This is a genomic window from Nocardia sp. NPDC005998 (assembly GCF_040614395.1).
Classification (GTDB): domain Bacteria; phylum Actinomycetota; class Actinomycetes; order Mycobacteriales; family Mycobacteriaceae; genus Nocardia.
Genome location: NZ_JBEXUI010000029.1, coordinates 37,472 through 54,589, shown reverse-complemented (window position 1 = coordinate 54,589; position 17,118 = coordinate 37,472). Strand labels below are relative to the sequence as shown.

Genomic DNA, 17,118 nt, shown 5'->3' with positions numbered 1-17,118 from the left:
GGTAACTAGCCTTCCGGGTCGACCTTCTTGGCCCGGCTGGGCTGCACCCGCGGCGGCTCGTTGGGCATCTTCGGATATTGCGGCGGCCATGGCGCGTCCATGAGCCCTGAGGCCATATCCCGCTCCGACATTTTCAGCAGCGGCTCGATGGATTGCGCCGGGCGGTCCGCCCACGGGTCACCGAATTCGGCCAGCCGCGCAGGCACCGTGGCGATGGTCAATTCCTCGGGGACGACGGTATCCAGATCGGACCAGGAGATCGGGGTGGACACCTGCGCACCGACCTTCGGCCGCACACACCAGGCCCCGAAAACCGTTTTGTGCGGGGCATTCTGGTTGAAGTCGATGAAGACGCGGGTGCCGCGCTCCTCCTTCCACCACTGCGCGGTGATCCGGTCCGGATGCCGCCGCTCCAGTTCCCTGGCCAGCGCGACCGCCGCGGCGCGCACCTGATAGCCGTCCCATTTCGGTTCCAGCGCAACGTAAATATGCAGTCCACGCGAGCCGGAGGTTTTGATCCGGGAATCGATGCCGAGTTCGGTGAACAGCTCACGGGTCAGCACCGCGGCGTATTTGAGATCGTCGAAGGTGATGCCGGGGGAGGGATCCAGATCGATGCGCAGTTCGTCGGCGATATTCAGATCGCCGATGTGATTGGGCCAGACGTGGAAACCGAGGCAACCCTGATTGACCGCCCACAGAATATGTGCGAGATCGTGTGCCACCAGGGCATCGCTGGTGGTGCCATTGGGCGTGGCGACTTCGACCGTGTGCAGCCAATCCGGCGCGGATTTCGGCACGCGCTTCTGAAACCACGACTTACCCGAGGCCCCGTCGGGATACCGCTCGAGCAGTAACGGCCGATCGCGGACCACTTTCAGAAACGGCTCGGCGACGGCCTGGTAGTACCGGACGAGATCGAGTTTCGTCTCACCGCGTTTGGTGAAATAGACCTTGCCGGGATTGCTGATGGCGACGGATCTGCCATCCACCTCGATATCGATCGATTCACCCATCACTGCCCCCGGGCTGCGCTGAAAATGGCACTCAACTCGGCCGGTGCGACCTCGTCGAGCTGGGCGTAGGTACACGATTCAGGGGTGCGGTCGGCGCGGAAGCGAACGAGCCTGCCGCCGTGGCGCAATCGGCCCGACTGCACATGTTCGTAGCGAACCTCGGCGACCAGTTCCGGGCGCAGTGCTTCCCAGGACAGATCCTTGCCGCCGGTCCACCGGCTCACCCCGCCGGGCATCTTGCCGTCGGCCTTGGCCTGCGCCGCCGCATCCGCCCATTCGCGCCACGGGTGGTTCGCCAATGCGTTGTCCCGCAACGGTTTCAGCTCGTCCACCAGTGACTTGCGCTTGGCCGCCGTGAAACTGCTCGCCACCCCGACGTGGTGCAGATTGCCCTCATCGTCGAACAGTCCCAGCAGCAGCGATCCGATGCCTTCGCCATCCTTGTGCCAGCGGAAACCGGCCACCACACAGTCCGCGGTGCGCTCGTGCTTGACCTTGAGCATCACCCGCTTGTCCTGCAGATACGCCAGATCGTCGGCCTTGACCATGACGCCGTCGAATCCGGCGCCCTCGAAGCGGGTGAACCAGTCCTCAGCGATATCGGGATCCTGGGTGATCGGGGTCAGATGCACCCGGGCGAGTTCGGTGTCGAGAATGGTCTCGAGCAACCGCCGGCGTTCGACGAACGGTTCGCCGGTCAGATCCTTATCGCCGAGGGCGAGCAGATCGAAGGCGACAAAGCTGGCCGGTGTTTCCTTGGCCAGCTTGTTGACGCGCGAGGCCGCCGGATGCAGCCGGTTCTGCAGGGTATCGAAATCGAGTCCCTGGTCGGTGACCACCACGATTTCCCCGTCCACCACGCATTTATCCGGCAGCGCCGCCTTCAGGAGTTCGGCGACCTCCGGAAAATAGCGGGTCAGTGGCCGGTCATTGCGTGAACCGAGTTCCACCTCATCGCCGTCACGGAACACGACGCAGCGAAAACCATCCCATTTCGGTTCATAACTCAGGCCCGGCTCTCGTGGCACCGACGGCGCCGTTTTCGCCAGCATCGGCCGCACAGGTGGCATGACCGGTAGGTCCACGCGATCCTCCTCGGTTCGGTCCCCACCCCTATCGACGTCGCGGGCGACGCGGATTCATCGGTGCGGGTCGAGCTCGATCGTAAGTCGCCGGTCCGACAAGGTCGTGAACTTCGCGGTGCGCCGAGGAAGGTGGCGTCCGATGCGGGCTACCAGCCCCTGCGGACCGCCGAGCCGGGCGAGCATACGGCGGGGCGGCCGCCGTGTCCGCTGTGCGGGGAGCCGCTGTCGGCGCGTAGGCATAGCGATCACCGACCCCTTGCAATCTCTGCCCTCGTGTGATTAGCATCCCAGAACCAGGGTAAGAATGGAGACCTCCTGTTGGAGGCTTCAGTCTGCCCTTTTTGCGGTATAGCCTGCGACAGAACGGTCTCCCGGCAGAGAGGCCGGGCATCGTGTCCAACAAAGTACTTCGTGGCGTTCACGACGTCGTGTCCTATATCGACGAACAACCTCGGATCGCGGGCCGCGCAGGCGTCATCTGGTGGCTGGCCCTCGGCGGGCTGTTCCTCGACGCGTTCGCCAACTCGGCGCTGAGCGCGGGACTCGGCCCCATGACGCGGGACATGCACCTCGGCGCCACCCAGGTAGCGGTTCTGACGTCATTCGCATCGTGGGTTGCTGTCGCCTTCAATCCGCTCGGTGGCTGGATGGCGGATCGGTCGGGCCGAGTGCGGCCGCTGATCCTGGCGAAGTTCCTGTCGGTCGTCGGCGCGGCCTGTTGCGCCTTTGCACCCAGCTTCGAGGTTGTGCTCATAGGGCGGTTCTTCGTCGGCGCCGCCTATGGGATCGACTTCGCGATTGCGATGGCGCTGCTGGCCGAATTCACCCCGGCACGCTTCAAGAGTCGGTTGAACACGTGGCAGGGCATCTGGTACACCGCGGTCTGCAGCAACCTGATTCTGACGATCGGGTTCTACAATCTCGGTGTCGGTGACGCGATCTGGCGGTACGCGGTCGGCTCGGCGGGTGTGGTGGCGCTGGCGCTGCTGGTAGCGCAGGCGCGGTACATGGTCGAGAGCCCCATGTGGGCTGCCCGCAAGGGACGCCTGGAGCAGGCGGCCGAGTCGATGACCAAGATCTACGGCGAGGAATTCACGGCGGCGCCGGCGCACGATCGGACCCCGATTCGCAACCGGGCCGATCGGGGATTGGCGAACGTGGCCCTGATATTCCGGGGGATCTACCTGCGCCGCACGATCTTGGCGGGCACCGTGCAGATGGGGCAGTCCATTCAGTATTTTGCCGTCGGATGGTACTTGCCGATTATCGGCCTTGCGCTCTTCGGGCAGAGCTTTACCGTGGCGACCATCGGTGCGCTCGTCTTCAATGTGTTCGGAATTGTCGGCGGTTTCCTGTCCCCGAAGATCGGCGAGCGGCTCGGGTTGCGTCGAGCGTCCGCGCTCGGGTTCGGCGCAGTATTCGTCATGCTGGTGGTCTTGGGTATCTGGCATGCGCATCTACCGCTGGTGCTCGGCTTCCTCATCCCGTCGTTGTTCATCCTGTTCCACTCAGCCGGCCCCGGGGCCAATGGCAAGACACTGTCCTCACTCTCGTTCCGCTCCGAACTGCGCGCCGGTGCCAACGGAGTGATCGGCGCGATCGGAAGTGCCAGCGCCGCACTCGGACTGCTGATCTTCCCGATCCTGCGCTCACACCTGGGGCTCGGACCGACGTTCCTGATCCTCTCCGTGGCTCCGCTGCTCGCGTGCATCGTGTGCTGCGTGATCACGTGGGATCCGACCCGAGCCGCAGTCAGCCCTGACGAAGAGCAGGACGCACCCAGGTTCGCCCGATCCGAGGACTACGAGCCGGGCGCCGACGGTACGGCCGTGCAGAACGGGGTTCGAGTATGAGTTCGACCGCCATTCTCGCAATCGACGAGGGGACAACGGGAACCCGCGCGGCCTGGGTCACCGCCGACGGTATCGTGCACGATCTGGAATACCGTCGGCTCGCAGTATCGACACCGCGATTCGGTGTGGTCGAACAAGACGCCGGCGAGATTCTGGAAAAGACATTCGAGGTATGCAGAGCTGCTGCCGCCCGCGCAGCGGCGGCCGGTGTGCGTATCGCAGCGGTCGCGCTGGCCACCCAGCGCGCGACGGCTGTGCTGTGGGACACCGCTACCGGGCGGGCTCTGGCTCCCGCGATGGTCTGGCAGGACTGCCGACACGCGGACGAACTCGCGGCCCTTGGCCCGGAGTGGGACCGCGCGTTGATGGCCGAGGTGGGCCGCCCGACCGGCGTGCGGTCGCCCTACCTGTGGGCCGCGCACAAGGTGCGCGAAGACCCCGGGGTGGCACAAGCCCATCGGGCGGGTCGGCTCGGATTCGGAACCATCGAGACCTGGCTGCTGTGGAATCTCGCGGTCGAGCGCACCTACGCGGCCACCGCCACCAACGTCACCTCGGCCGGGGGATACGTGCTGGCCGAGCACGCCTACCACCGGGACTGGATCGCCGCGCTCGGATTCCCGCTCGAGCTCTTGCCGGAGCTGCGGCAAGACGCGGACTTCCTGGGGCACACCGACCCGGCGAAAATCGGGGTCTCGGCCCCGATCCTCGCGGCCATGGGCGACCAGCACGCCGGTGCGGTCGGCCTCGGCTGTCTGGAGCAGGGGCAGGCGATGTGCGTGCACGGCACGGGCAGCTTCGTGGACCTGATCACCGGAACCGAGCCGCCCGTCCGGTCCGTGCTCCGTCCCGGGACGCTCACGGTGACCGGGTGGCGCAGAAAACAGGAGACCGTCTATGCGGTCGAGACGTTCACCGCCACCTCGGGTTCCGCCCTCGACTGGGTGTGCAACACGCTGGGCTGGTTCGATTCCGCGCAGTCGATCAGCAAGCTCGCGGCCTCGACCACCACGTCGAATGGGATCGTGTTTGTTCCGGCGTTGGCGGGGATTCGGACACCGATGGTGGAATCACGGGTCAAGGCGTCGCTGACCGGGTTCTCCATGTCGAGCACGCGCGCGGAGGTGGCGTACGCGGTTCTGGAAGGTATCGCGCAATCCGTGGCTGACTCCGCGGAGGCCAACGCGGAGGTCGCGGGGCTCGACGTGACGCACATCGTGGTCGGCGGCGGCTTGTCGTCGAGCGATCCGCTCATCCAGATGCAGGCCGACCTGACCGGGATTGCGATGCGACGGCTGCCGGACTCCGGCGTGGCCAGTCTTCGGGGGGCCGCGTTCATGGCCGGTGCCGACGGACTGCTGTGGAATTCGCTGGCCGAGGCGGCGTCCACGCTCGGTGTCGCGGAGGTCTTCGAACCGAGGGTCGCCGACGACTGTCGACGCAGCCGACGGGCCGCATGGAAGGCGCGGATAGCCGCAGAACTCGAGCTCGTCGAATCCGGGGGCGCACCGCCGCAATCTGCCAACGACCCTGTTCACAAACAACTTTCGGAGGGATGAACACCATGGTTTCGCTACGCTCGGTAGCTATGCCCGCGCGCCGGCCGGCGTCGGCGCGAGCGCGGATGGTCTCGGATTCGCCGTTGCGGCTCGATCGCGCCGAACAGCTTGCCCGCCTCGATGGCGGGGACTTCGACATCATCGTCGTCGGTGGCGGGGTCACCGGCGCCTACACGGCGATGGATGCGGCGTTGCGTGGATTTCGGGTGGCGCTGCTGGAGAAGGACGACTTCGCCTCGGGCACGTCATCGAAGTCCTCCAAGATGATCCACGGCGGACTGCGCTACATCGAGCAGGGCAACCTGTCGTTGGTGCGGCATTCACTGCTCGAGCGGCAGCGCCTGCGGAAGAACGCGCGACACTTGGTGCAGCGACTGCCGTTCCTGTTCCCGGTGCTCTCGCACAACGGGGTGTTCGACCGCCGCCTCGCAGCGGGTTTCGAGAGCCTGTTGTGGACCTACGACCTGGCCGGTGGCTGGCGCGAGGGGATCTTGCACCAGAAACTGACCAAGAACGAAGTGCTGTCGCACTGCCCAACTTTCAAGGCCGAGCACCTCGACAGCGGCTTTCTGTACTACGACGCGCGCGCCGATGACGCGCGGCTGACGCTGGCCCTGGCCCGCACCGCGGCGTTCCATGGCGCCACCGTGCTCAATGGAGCCCGGGTCGCCGAGGTGACCCGCCGCGGCGGCAAGGTCGGCGGCGTCGTGGCCGAGGTGGGCAGCAGACAGGTCCGGGCCCGCGCCGGCGTCGTCGTGCTCGCGACCGGCGTGTGGCTGCGTGATTGGAGCGGGGCGGGCGCGGACGTCGAGGTCCCCAACATTCGCCCGGCCAAGGGGGTGCACATCGCGGTGCCCTGGTCGAAGATCCGCAACGACTGCACCGTGACCATCCCGGTCCCGGGCCGCAGCCGTCGCGCCACCATCACCCGTTGGGGCAACACGGCTTACCTCGGGACCACGGACGAGGACTACCGCGGTGACCTCGACGACGTCAACTGCACCCGCGAGGAACGCGACTTCCTGCTCGACGGCGCGCGGACCGCCCTCAATATCGACATCGAGCCGGAGGACGTGCTGGGCAGTATCGCCGGGTGCCGGCCGCTGGTGGCGCCGCCGGGCGGAAAGACGGTGGAACTCAAGCGAAACCACGAGATCCGCACCGATTCCGACGGCCTGGTCACGGTGGTGGGCGGGAAGCTGACCACCGCTCGCCACATGGCGGAGCAGGCCGTCGACGCGGCACAGGCCGTACTCGGGCGAAACAGCCGCTGCCGCACCAAGTCGGCGTACCTGCTCGGCGCCGCCGGTTACGATCCGGAGGCGATCGTCGCGTCCGGGGGGATCGCCTCCCACCTGGGGGAACGCTATGGCACCGAGGCCCGTTTCGTCACCGACATTCTTGCCGAGGACCCCGGCCTCGGCCGCCCGATTGTCGACGGCCTCCCGTATCTGGAGGCCGAGGTCGTCTACGCGGCACGGCATGAGCTGGCCCGCAGCGTCGACGACATCCTCTCGCGTCGGACGCGGGCGCGGATCATGGCCCGCGATGCCTCGGCCGCCTCGGCTGAGCGGGTCGGCGAGCTGCTGATGAAGGAGCTCGACCTCCCACGCTCGGAGGTGGCCGACCAGGTCGCCCATTACCGACTGCAAACCGCACACGAACGCGCAATTCTGATGGGAGACAAGTAGACATGATCAGCAAGGAAGCGCTGAAGCGCGGATACAACCGGGGCAATTACACGGTGGGCGCACCTTCTCAGCCGCACTTCGCGCAGCACGTTGGCCCGGTCGACGGGGAACCCTGCTTCGCCGATGACCCGGTGTCGGTTCCAGCGACCGTCATCGAGGCCCTTACCGAAGTCGCCGACCGAGTCGATACCGAGCCGGCGGCGGTGCGGGAGGGCACCCGGGACTGGTGGGCCGGCACAATGATCGCCGAGACCGGCGGCCGCCCAGCCACACCGCCGGCGGTAATAGCGCATGTGTCGAGCGCCGAACAGGTGCAGCGGGTGATCCGGATAGCCGCTGCCGCAACGATTCCCGTGACGGTCTCGGCCGGCCGCAGCAATGTCACCGGCGCGGCCCTCCCTGTCCGCGGCGGCATCGTATTGGATGTGTGCGGACTGAACCGGTTCCTCGGCTTCGACGAGCAGAGCCAGATCGTCGAGGTCGAGCCCGGCATGTTCGGCGATCTCTTCGAGGAGAAGATCCAATCCGAATACGGGATGACGATGGGGCACTGGCCCTCCTCGTACGCGATCAGCACCGTTGGCGGATGGGTGGCCTGTCGCGGCGCCGGCCAGCTCTCGACCCGGTACGGGAAGATCGAGGACATGGTCTACGGGCTGGATGTGGTCCTGCCGAACGGGGAGCTCGTCAGCGTCGGCGACAGCGCCCGTGCCGCGGTCGGTCCAGACCTGTTGCAGCTGTTCATCGGCTCTGAGGGAACCCTCGGTGTGATCACCAAGATCCGACTCGAGGTGCACCGGCTGCCGGACTACGCGTCGGCGCACGCCTACGGTTTCCAGAGTTTCGCCGAGGGGCTCGAGGCCTGTCGCCAGATCGTCCAGCAGGGTGCGACCCCGGCCGCGCTGCGCCTTTACGACACCCTCGAGAGCGGGGTGCAGTTCGGCCTGCCCGACACCAATGTGCTGCTGATCGCTGACGAGGGCAGCCGGGAGTTGGTCGACGCCACAATGCAGATCAGCCGTCGGGTCTGCGCCGAGACCGGGACCGAACTCGACGGAGACGCGATCTACGAGCGTTGGCTCGACACCAGGTATCTGACCGGCAAGAGCGCCGAGGGCTTCACCCGCAGCGCCGGGTTCGTCGCCGACACCCTGGAGATGATCGGCAAGTGGAAGGACCTGCCGGCGATCTACGACGAGGTCGTCGCCGCGATTGCCGCCGTGCCCGGCACGCTGGCCGGCTCGGCGCACCAGTCCCACGCCTACGTCGACGGCGCGTGCCTCTATTTCTCGCTGCGCGGCAGCGTAGAGGTCGCGGATCGAGCGGCCTGGTACCGATCTGCATGGGATGCGGCCAACGAGGTGATCCTCCGGCATGGAGCCACGCTCAGTCATCACCACGGCGTCGGACTGCTGCGCTCGCCGTACCTGGAGCGGTCGCTGGGCGCCGGGTTCGAGGTGCTCCGGGCGGTCAAGTCCGCGCTCGACCCCGAGAATTTGCTCAACCCGGGCAAACTGGGTCTCTAGGTACCGTCAGTTGAGCCGAATGGTTCGCAGGAAAGGATGTCGAAGCCGATGCCCCCACTACCCGGCGAACTCGACCTGTGGCTGACCCGGAATCCTGTGATCGCCGCGGTGTTCGGCGCCGAGTCGGTCCCGGCGTTCCTGCGGTCCGAGTGCCGGGTGAACATCCTCGCGCACGTGGCTCTGCACGAGTTGGCGGGCCTGGTCCGGGCGCTATCGGAGGCTGGTCGGTTCACCTTCGTCAACGCCGATGCCTGCTCCGGGCTCGGGCAGGACCGCGGTGCCGTGGAGTATCTGCAGTCGATCGGTGCGCCCGGCGTCGTCAGTACCAAGGGCGCGCTGATCCAGCGCACGACGGCAGCGGGGATGGTGACCATGCAGAAGGTCTTCGTCACGGATCGGTCCAACCTGCCGCGCGCCATCAACTCCGTGCGGCAGAACCGACCGCACCTGGTGCAGGCGATGCCCTGGCCGGTGCTCTCCCATCTCAGGCCGCCGGAGATCGAAGGACTCAGCCCGTTCGTCGCCGCCGGGTTCGTGCGCAGCGCCGCCGATGTGTCGGCTGCGCTGCGCGAGGGTGCGCGCGCCGTCTCGACCAGTGCGGCGTCGTTGTGGGATGCGGCGGGCCGCTGATGCTGACGCCGGGGCGGCGCCGCCGGCCCGGCACAACCACCACATTTCATCAAGGAGCAGCATGACCGCGAAGTACTTCCAGGTGATCGCGCACTACCGGGCGCAGCCGGAGTCCGTCGACGCCGTGATCCAGCACTTGCACGAGCTGGCCGCAGCCACCCGCAACGAGGCGGCCAACCTCTCCTACGAATTCTTCCAGGAGGTAGACGACCCCGCACACATCGTGATCCTCGAGCGGTACACCGACGCCGCCGGATTCGCGGCGCATCGCGACCAGGAGCATTTCCAGCGCATCGGGCTGGGACAGATCATCCCCCGGCTCGACAGCCGCACCGTCGACACCTTCGTAAGCGCAGAGCCGTAAGCGGGCTGGACCTACGGCCGCCGGGGTGCACGTCGTGCTTCCCTATCTGCCGCAATGGTATTGGGAACGGATCGAGTCCCCGGACCGATCTCGCTGTGGAACTGCGCCGTCGGGGCAAAGACCAGATCGCCGATCCGGTGGAGGCGGAAGAACTCGGCTCGATGTTCCTCGGCGCCGTCGGCTTCCTCGCGGAGGTGGCCGACGGCGCGTCCGAGTTCGTCCCAGTCATCGAGGCGGTGGGCGACCCACGGGCGGCCGGGATGTTCGCCGCGCTCACCGCAGGTGGGAGGCGGAGGAGTGGAGCTCAGTCGAGCCAACCGTGCTGATCGGCGAAGGCGGTGAGACGGTCGCGGATGGTGAGGATCTCACCGGCGGTGAGGGCGGGGCTCGCATCCAGTAGCAGTTCGGTGATCAGGCGTTTGTGTTCGGTGGCGGTGAGCTGGCTGGATCCGGATCTGTCTTTTTTGTGCCGAGTAGCGGGTGCGATCGGCTGGCCCCCGACCACGGCGAGATTGATCGCCTTGGGCCCACGATCGCCCTCGGTCACATCGAATTCGAACACCCGCCCCTGGCGCAGCTCGTCCTCGTCCAGTCCGATGTCGTTCACGTGTACGAACACATCCGGGCCACCATCATCGGGCCGAATGAACCCGAATCCCCGCGAACTGTCGAACGACACCAATTTCCCGATGGACACCAACACCCGCTCCTCGCGCCGTCTCTACCCGGCCACTTTAACGCGCATTATCCTCGTCGTTGGATGAAAGCGCTTTTTGTAACGAGTTGAATACAGTGAGGCCCTGACCCACCATTCCGTTGACCAATTCGCCGACACCGTCCGGTCCGTTCAGCACCGTCAAGTTGGCGTTTGCCAGCCCGTTGGATGCCTGCTTGACGATTTCGGGCAGCTGCTCGATCAACAACTGGTCCAAGGCGATCCGGTTGTTGGAGGCCGCCGCCTCGGCCTGGATCCGGGTCCGGGCCGCCTCGGCCTCGGCCAGGATGCGCACCCGTTCCGCTTCGGCCAGTGCGGGTTTCACGACTTCGGCCTGCAGTTGCTGCTCGCGCAGTTCGGCTTCCTTGCGGGCCTGTTCGGCCTGTGCGGTGAGCACTTCTTGCAACGCCATGGCCTCGGCGAGCGGCCCGGCCTGCGCCGCCTCGGCATTGGCCTTGTCGATATCCTGCTGATATTGGGCCCGCAGAATGGCGGTCTCGCGCTGATATTCGGCCTGTCGGCGCAGCGATTCCTGTTCGGCCTCCGCGGCGTGCTGCGCGGCCTGCGATTGCGCGATCTGCGCATCGCGCTGCACCGCCGCGTTGTGCGGTGCGGCGAGTGCGGTGATGTACCCGAGATTGCCGTCATCGATGGACTGGATTTGGAACGAATCAACCCACAGGCCGATATTGCTCATCTCCACCTTGGAGGCGACCAGCACCTCATCGGCCAGCCGCTGGCGCTCGCGGATGATCTCCTCGACCGTCATCGAGCCGACGATCGAGCGCAGATGTCCGGAGAAGATGCGTCCGGTCAGCACCGACATCTCCCGCTCCTGTTCGGACAGGAAGCGTTGGGCCGCATTGACAATCGACTGGGTGTCATTGGCCACCTTGAATGCGATCACCGCGCGCACCTCGAGCTGGATGGCCTGTTTGGTGACGCACCGCTCCTTGATCTCGGCCTCGAACATCGCCAGCGACAGATAGCTCACCTTGCGGAAGAACGGCATCACCCATTTGCCGCGCCCGATGACCACGCCGAATGGCGCGTTGTCCTTGCTCGTGCCGCCGCTGACCAGCATTGCCTCGTCAGGATCCGGAACGTGATAACCCAGCACTGCGCCTCCCAGTTTCGTACTTCGTAGATCGCGGTCGCGATGTCACATTTGCTCGGTCTGCACGGGCTCCAGCGGAATCCAGGGCACCACGTCGACGATGCGGCCCGGATGTACCGCGATGATCAGGACAGATTCCCCTGCCGAGATGGGCTCGGCCGCCCGCGCGATATATATCTCCGTGCCCCCACGAATCGCAACCAATACTTCGCCGAGCATTCCGGTGTCCCGGATCGGCGAGATGAGCGTACCCGTCAAACCTTGCACGGGGTCGGTCATCGCGGTGAACTCCTCGCACTCGGTGCCAGAGTTGTCAGCGTACGCGCGATCGGGGATTCCCTTGGTTACGAGAGGGACTCGGCGACGATGCGCCCGACCGATTTCTTGGTCAGATAGTGCGCGGCATCGTGCGGACTCGCACCATTGTCGAGTTCGGGATGTGTTGTCGGCACCACGTCCCGACCGGGAGCGGGTGGAAAATACGGTGCGAGGTCCAGATGCGCCGCGACGATATCGTCGCGATCGGCCAAATTCTCCCAGCGGGTGAGCGCGGCGGGGACGGTGGGCGGCTGTGGTCGCAATAGCGGATAGATGATGGACTGCAGCGCCAGTGGCGAGCCGAGGGTGATCAGCGCGACGGGCTGCTGGGTGCGATGCAGCGCCTCGTAGGCGACGACCGAACCGAGCGAATGCCCGATGACCAATCGGGTCTGCGGACCGATCAGATCGAGTACCTGCCGCTGCGCGTGCTCACGCGCCACCTCTTCGGACAGATACCGGCTGACTTGGGCCAACGACCGATTGACGAATTTGCCCGCCATGCCGAAACCGAAGGGCGCGAACCACTTCAGCTTGGTCAGCGCATTCGCCGCGGGCCTGGCCTTGCGGCCGATGCCCTGCGCACCCTCGGCGCCGAGCGCCGAATTGTCCAGGTAGCGCTGCGCTTCGAGCCGATCACGCTGATCGGCCGCCTGTCCGGCCGCCGTCGCCAACCAGGCCTCGGCGATCCGCTCGGTGAATTCGCCGTCCTCATCGTCGACCGGCCCGCTACCGCCTTGTGCGCCGGGAGCCAGAAAAGCATTACCGTAGAACGCCATTCGAACCTCGAGTGCGCCCGGCCGCGATGCCCGCCACAGCTGGTCCGCCAGTTCGCCGTATCCGGCCGCGCGGACACCCGCTGCCAGCGCCGGAAGCCACTGCGCCTCCAAGAGATCCGCGCCGTACTGCTCTTGTGCGATCCCGTGCACCAACACTATCGCTGCCATCTTCGCGCCCCCGTGTCGCTCGCCACGATGTGGTGTTCGGATACTTTCCTACCACGCGCCGCCGAACCTTTCGAGTGACCGGACGCAATGACCCATACCGCCTCCCACCCCATCTGACACCGAGTGCACTGCTGCACACACCCGGGCGAGTCCAAAACGGGTGTGGAGGAACATCTTTGAGAAATCCGGCGCTGGCGATCTATTTGTCGCTCCTGCTCGGTGCCGCGAACGGCACCATGTCGAGACCGTGACCACCACTCGTTGCCCCATCCGACCTTCAGCTACCTGCCACATGAGTCGTCCACCGGTGCACCGGCGAATCGGTCGGCCAGCCAGTCCACTGCGCCGCGCGCGCCGATCCGGTCGGCGAACCCGTGGTTCAGCAGCGGCATCGGCCGCCACGTGACGGGAATGCCGCGGGCACAGTAGTCGTGGTAAAGCTGCTCGGTGCGCTGGACAGGGACGACCTCGTCCAGCGTGCCGATGTAGATCATGATCGGCGCGCCTGGTGTGTTCCGTCCGAGCACGTCCTGGTCCAGCCGGGCCCGCCAGCGTGGGGTGTCCAGCAGGTCGCCGACGGTGGTGAAGTCGTCGAGCCGGCGGAACGAGTACCCCAGCTCCAAATCCAGCAGGCATAAGGAACTCAGCCCGGCGGCCATACTTCTGCCCGCGTTGTTGAGGACTCCGTCGAGGTCCAGGTCGGGGTAGGCGCTGCCGTGCCCGACCAGGATGGCCAGTTCAATGCCGGAGGCCAGCCCACCGTCCAATGTCTTGGCCATTCCGCCGACATCGGCCATCACCCCACCGCTGCTCGCGCCGCGCACATCCAGCTCGGGGGCGTAGGAGGGCTGGAGCTCGGCCGCCCACGCGCTGGCCTGCCCGCCCTGAGAGTAGCCAGCGATCCCCAGCGGCGCGTCCGGGCGCAGCCCGGCGTCGCTGAGCCGCTGTGCGGCCCTGGCGGCGTCCAGCACCGCGTGCGCCTCGGAAGGCCCCACGCCGAGTGTGTGTGGCCCAGGGGTGCCAAGCCGCTCATAGTCGGTCGCCACCACCGCCCACCCCTTGGCCAGCGCCAGCTTGATGATGTCCAGCTGGTCGTCGGTGCCGGTGCGCATCTTGTACGAGGGCGCGCAGTGCGGGGCGAAGCCGTGCCCACCGAAGGCGAAGGTCACCAGGGGGCGCGGCCCCGCCGTCCACGGGGTCGTGGGCACCAGCACCGTCCCCGACACCGCGATGGGCTGCCCCAGCGCCGAGGTGGAGCGATACAGCACCTGCCAAGCGCGTGCCAGCAGCGGAGTCAGGAAATCCAGGTCGGTGACCATCCGCGAGCGGATGACCGCGCCCGGTTCCGCAGGCAGTGCTGCGGGCGGGGCGTAGAAGGGATCCTGCTCTGGGGTTGGGATCCCGGCTGGGGCTGCGACGGCCGGCGCGGTGGCCAGTGTCCCAGCGAGCATGGCCGCGAGCAGAACGGTTGCCATCCGGCGGATTCTGCGTTTGTCGGGCATAGGGTCTCCCTCGAGATCAGCGCACACTCTTGATGGGGACGATCGCCACAGCGCCGAGGACGGCCAGCACGATGGCGGAGGCGTACAGCACTGGGTAGCCGCCGCAGAAGGCAATGACCAGCGAAGCGGCCAGCGGGGCCAGCACCTGCGCGCCGTTGTTCGCGATATTGAGCAGGCCGAGATCCCGGCCGGAGTCCTCGGCCCTCGGCAGTACCTGGGTCATCAGCGCCTGGTCGACCCCGGCGTAGCCGCCGATTCCCAACCCCGCGATGGCCAGCGACACGTACAGCCCGTTGAGGGTCGGCCAAACCAGAGGGATAGCCGCGCTGCCGGCGATGACCAGCGAGGCCACCACGACAAAAACCTTCCGTCGGCCCATCCTGTCGGAGAGGATCGCAACCGGGAGCAGGCCGGCCAGTACCGCGATCGTCACCACCGCCGCCAGTGTGGGCATGGCCGCGTTCGCCTCCGACACGGACAGTCCGATGTAGTCGCTCAGGATGTAGCGCAGGTAGGACAGCAGCGCCTGGTAGCCCAGCACGATGAGAAACCGTGCCAGGAACGCCCACGCGAAGTCGGGGTGGTCCGCCACATGAGGCAGTCTCCATTGCAGCCCCGCGCCTGCCGACCGCGTGCCGGGCCGCTCACCAGCCAGCGCGGCGCATAACGCGCAGCCGACCGCTAGCAGTCCGCCGAGCGTGAGGTAGCCGGTCGGCAGCCGCTCGCCGAAGGCCGCGGCGACCGCCACGCCGGCCAGCGCGCCGACGAACATCCCGATGCCGCCCAATGCGGAGACCAAGCCCCGCTTCTCGACCGGCGCGCCGTCCGGGACGACCGCGCTCAACGGCGCGGTCATCGCGCCGACGCAGAGCTGCATCAGGCCCCAGCAGACCGCGATCCACAGCACGGTGGTTGCGCTGCCCAGTACGGCCAGGGCCACCAGCCCGCCCGCCGCCCCGCCGACCAGCCACGGCATTCGGCGGCCGAATCGCGTCGCCGTCCGGTCGGACAGTGCGCCGGAGACGGGCTGAGCGATCATGTTGGCCACCGCGCCGACGCCGGTCACCAGGCCGAACACGGCGACCTTGTGTTCTCCGGCGACCTCCGCGATCTGGTTGGGCAGCATCACCTGCATGGCCCCGGTGACGCAGACCGCCAGCACGAGCTGCGCGCCGGAGTACGCGGCCATCAGCCGGCCCAGGCGAGGCATGCTGGACGGCACCGCCGCCGTGTCTTGGACCACGCGGGTCACCGGACGCCGTCCCAGAGCTCACGCTCGGCTCCGGCGAGGTCGTCGACCGGCTCGCTCACGGTGTCGAACCGCATCGTGGCGCGGCGCGCTGTGTCGTACTCGGGCCAGCCCGGATTCCCGTGCGTGGCAAAGGAAACCCAGGCGCGGTGCATCGCGGTGGCCAGCTGCCTCGGCGGATCCTCCCCGAGAGTCCGCCGGGCTTCCGGGGCGACCGCGACGAATACGTCCAGGGCGTCCCGGACGAAGGGAATTTCCAACGCGTGAGTCGCGCCGAAGCCATCCGGCAGGGCCGGGCTGGCCCAGTCGAACTGGTAGCAGAAACGCCGGCCGCGATGGGCTTCGAGCAACCGCAGGGTGGAGATCCGGAAGGCCCAGTCGGTCCAGGCCGCCTGCACCAGTTCACCGAACCCGGCACCCGGTCGCGACGTGGCGCGGTACACCTCCAGCGCACTGTAGGTGACGCCGAACTCGGTCACCGCCATGGCCGCCCATCGCTCGTCGACGCGGTCGAGCATGCCGAGCGCCCGCAGGAAGTCCGCTGTCTCATCGCGGTTGGTACCGGTCAGCAGGTCGACTTCGGAGCTACCGCCGGCGGCGACCGAGGACAGCACCGCCTCCGGCATCGTGTCGCCGTCGATCACCGGCCGGAACGGGCTGACCATGAAAGACCGCGCGCCCCAGCGGACCGGGTTGTTGAAGTCCAGCACTAATGGCGTCAACGCGGGGAGAGTCTGGGCCGGGCTCAGGCCGGCGAACCCGTCGCGGGTGGGTGGCACGCCAAGGATCGCCGCTAATCGCCGGGTTACCTCCAGCGCGTCAGCCGGGGCCACCGCCGCCATCGGACAGCCGCTCTGGGCGATGGCCCGGCGGAACAGGCCACTGGCGGCGGGCATAGCAAGCAGGGTTTGCACGCTGACCGCCCCAGCGGACTGGCCGAAAACGGTTACGTTGGCAGGGTCACCGCCAAAGGCGGCGATGTTGTCCTGTACCCAGCGCAACGCCGCCACTTGGTCCAGCAGACCGAGATTGGCCGGCTCCCCCTGAAGGTAGAGGAAGCCCTCGACATTCAGCCGGTAGTTGACCGACACGTGCACCACACCGCTGCGGGCGAAGGTGGCGCCGTCGTGAGCGAGCGCCGATCCAGCGCCGGTGAGGTAGCCGCCACCGTGGATCCACACCATGACCGGCAACCCGGAACCGCCCACGTCGGGCGTCCAGACCTGCAGGCTGAGGCAGTCCTCTCCTTGGGTGTCCGGGCTGAAGTACCGGTGCATCGGGTCGCGCGGGTCCACAGGCTGGGGGCAGCCGGGGCCATGCGCAGTGGCGTCCCGCATGCCGTGCCATCGCGGCGCCGGCTGCGGGGGGCGGAACCGGAGTTCCCCGAACGGCGCCGCTGCGAACGGGATTCCGCGGAAGACAGCCACCCCATCCACGACCTCGCCCCGCAGCGCACCCGAGCTGACTCGCGCCTTCATTAGACCTCCACGGTTATGGCTAACGAGAATTAACTTCTCGCAGCGGACGCCGTTTGTCAACATCCGGG

At 67.0% G+C, this 17,118-nt stretch carries 16 protein-coding genes; 7 read left to right on the top strand and 9 right to left on the bottom strand.

The genetic code is table 11. The annotated features are described in order from the left end of the window. Positions 1 to 5 precede the first annotated feature (5 nt). Both ligD and ABZ293_RS30120 read right to left on the bottom strand, forming a co-directional pair. Entirely contained in the window at positions 6 to 1,016 is a 1,011-nt protein-coding gene (gene ligD / locus ABZ293_RS30125) for a non-homologous end-joining DNA ligase (protein ID WP_355186116.1), read from the bottom strand. Next, positions 1,016 to 2,101, bottom strand: coding sequence for an ATP-dependent DNA ligase (locus tag ABZ293_RS30120; RefSeq protein WP_355186114.1), 1,086 nt, complete (start codon positions 2,099 to 2,101; stop codon positions 1,016 to 1,018). Before ABZ293_RS30120 ends, ligD begins: the two co-directional genes overlap by 1 nt. A gap of 392 nt (positions 2,102 to 2,493) precedes the next feature. Here ABZ293_RS30120 and ABZ293_RS30115 point away from each other — a divergent pair, with 392 nt between their 5' ends. From ABZ293_RS30115 to ABZ293_RS30085, 7 genes are all read left to right on the top strand, one after another. Next, positions 2,494 to 3,954: an MFS transporter gene (locus ABZ293_RS30115; RefSeq protein ID WP_355186112.1), complete on the top strand. Its 1,461-nt coding sequence runs from the start codon at positions 2,494 to 2,496 to the stop codon at positions 3,952 to 3,954. Next, on the top strand, positions 3,951 to 5,513 hold the full coding sequence (locus tag ABZ293_RS30110; protein ID WP_355186110.1) for an FGGY-family carbohydrate kinase: 1,563 nt from the start codon (positions 3,951 to 3,953) through the stop codon (positions 5,511 to 5,513). The genes ABZ293_RS30115 and ABZ293_RS30110 overlap by 4 nt, the downstream gene beginning before the upstream one ends. Positions 5,514 to 5,542: 29 nt before the next feature. Then, entirely contained in the window at positions 5,543 to 7,204 is a 1,662-nt protein-coding gene (locus ABZ293_RS30105; RefSeq protein WP_355186108.1) for a glycerol-3-phosphate dehydrogenase/oxidase, read from the top strand. Between the two features lie 2 nt (positions 7,205 to 7,206). Beyond that, complete coding sequence (locus ABZ293_RS30100; RefSeq protein ID WP_355186106.1) at positions 7,207 to 8,730, top strand: FAD-binding oxidoreductase; 1,524 nt, start codon at positions 7,207 to 7,209, stop codon at positions 8,728 to 8,730. Between the two features lie 48 nt (positions 8,731 to 8,778). Continuing rightward, positions 8,779 to 9,360, top strand: coding sequence for a glycerol-3-phosphate responsive antiterminator (locus tag ABZ293_RS30095; RefSeq protein WP_354956939.1), 582 nt, complete (start codon positions 8,779 to 8,781; stop codon positions 9,358 to 9,360). 61 nt (positions 9,361 to 9,421) lie between these two features. Beyond that, positions 9,422 to 9,724, top strand: a complete 303-nt coding sequence (locus ABZ293_RS30090; protein ID WP_355186104.1) for a putative quinol monooxygenase — start codon at positions 9,422 to 9,424, stop codon at positions 9,722 to 9,724. Between the two features lie 95 nt (positions 9,725 to 9,819). After that, the gene (locus ABZ293_RS30085) at positions 9,820 to 10,050 is read left to right on the top strand and encodes a hypothetical protein (RefSeq protein WP_355186102.1); all 231 of its coding nucleotides are present in this window, start codon (positions 9,820 to 9,822) and stop codon (positions 10,048 to 10,050) included. Here ABZ293_RS30085 and ABZ293_RS30080 read toward each other — a convergent pair. The 7 genes from ABZ293_RS30080 to ABZ293_RS30050 form a co-directional block, all read right to left on the bottom strand. Further along, positions 10,029 to 10,427, bottom strand: coding sequence for a cold shock domain-containing protein (locus ABZ293_RS30080; RefSeq protein WP_355186100.1), 399 nt, complete (start codon positions 10,425 to 10,427; stop codon positions 10,029 to 10,031). The two genes, ABZ293_RS30085 and ABZ293_RS30080, sit on opposite strands and share 22 nt — an antisense overlap. Before the next feature lie 31 nt (positions 10,428 to 10,458). Beyond that, positions 10,459 to 11,559, bottom strand: coding sequence for an SPFH domain-containing protein (locus tag ABZ293_RS30075; protein ID WP_354956942.1), 1,101 nt, complete (start codon positions 11,557 to 11,559; stop codon positions 10,459 to 10,461). Positions 11,560 to 11,601: 42 nt separating this feature from the next. Beyond that, the gene (locus ABZ293_RS30070) at positions 11,602 to 11,835 is read right to left on the bottom strand and encodes a hypothetical protein (RefSeq protein ID WP_354956943.1); all 234 of its coding nucleotides are present in this window, start codon (positions 11,833 to 11,835) and stop codon (positions 11,602 to 11,604) included. A gap of 65 nt (positions 11,836 to 11,900) precedes the next feature. Continuing rightward, positions 11,901 to 12,821 (bottom strand): hypothetical protein, encoded by a 921-nt coding sequence (locus tag ABZ293_RS30065; RefSeq protein WP_355186099.1) that lies wholly within the window; start codon positions 12,819 to 12,821, stop codon positions 11,901 to 11,903. 281 nt (positions 12,822 to 13,102) lie between these two features. Further along, entirely contained in the window at positions 13,103 to 14,296 is a 1,194-nt protein-coding gene (locus ABZ293_RS30060) for a lipase family protein (RefSeq protein WP_355186097.1), read from the bottom strand. Positions 14,297 to 14,339: 43 nt separating this feature from the next. Continuing rightward, positions 14,340 to 15,575, bottom strand: a complete 1,236-nt coding sequence (locus ABZ293_RS30055; RefSeq protein WP_355186095.1) for an MFS transporter — start codon at positions 15,573 to 15,575, stop codon at positions 14,340 to 14,342. Continuing rightward, positions 15,572 to 17,113 carry a carboxylesterase/lipase family protein gene (locus tag ABZ293_RS30050; protein ID WP_355186093.1) on the bottom strand — a complete coding sequence of 514 codons (1,542 nt, stop codon included), beginning with the start codon at positions 17,111 to 17,113 and terminating at the stop codon, positions 15,572 to 15,574. Before ABZ293_RS30050 ends, ABZ293_RS30055 begins: the two co-directional genes overlap by 4 nt. Positions 17,114 to 17,118 lie beyond the last annotated feature (5 nt).

Coding starts and splice junctions, on each gene's coding strand:
- ligD (WP_355186116.1), bottom strand. CDS start 1,016: ATGGGTGAATCGATCGATATCGAGGTGGATGGCAGATCCGTCGCCATC.
- ABZ293_RS30100 (WP_355186106.1), top strand. CDS start 7,207: ATGATCAGCAAGGAAGCGCTGAAGCGCGGATACAACCGGGGCAATTAC.
- ABZ293_RS30070 (WP_354956943.1), bottom strand. CDS start 11,835: ATGACCGACCCCGTGCAAGGTTTGACGGGTACGCTCATCTCGCCGATC.
- ABZ293_RS30095 (WP_354956939.1), top strand. CDS start 8,779: ATGCCCCCACTACCCGGCGAACTCGACCTGTGGCTGACCCGGAATCCT.
- ABZ293_RS30065 (WP_355186099.1), bottom strand. CDS start 12,821: ATGGCAGCGATAGTGTTGGTGCACGGGATCGCACAAGAGCAGTACGGC.
- ABZ293_RS30060 (WP_355186097.1), bottom strand. CDS start 14,296: ATGGCAACCGTTCTGCTCGCGGCCATGCTCGCTGGGACACTGGCCACC.
- ABZ293_RS30105 (WP_355186108.1), top strand. CDS start 5,543: ATGCCCGCGCGCCGGCCGGCGTCGGCGCGAGCGCGGATGGTCTCGGAT.
- ABZ293_RS30090 (WP_355186104.1), top strand. CDS start 9,422: ATGACCGCGAAGTACTTCCAGGTGATCGCGCACTACCGGGCGCAGCCG.
- ABZ293_RS30110 (WP_355186110.1), top strand. CDS start 3,951: ATGAGTTCGACCGCCATTCTCGCAATCGACGAGGGGACAACGGGAACC.
- ABZ293_RS30050 (WP_355186093.1), bottom strand. CDS start 17,113: ATGTTGACAAACGGCGTCCGCTGCGAGAAGTTAATTCTCGTTAGCCAT.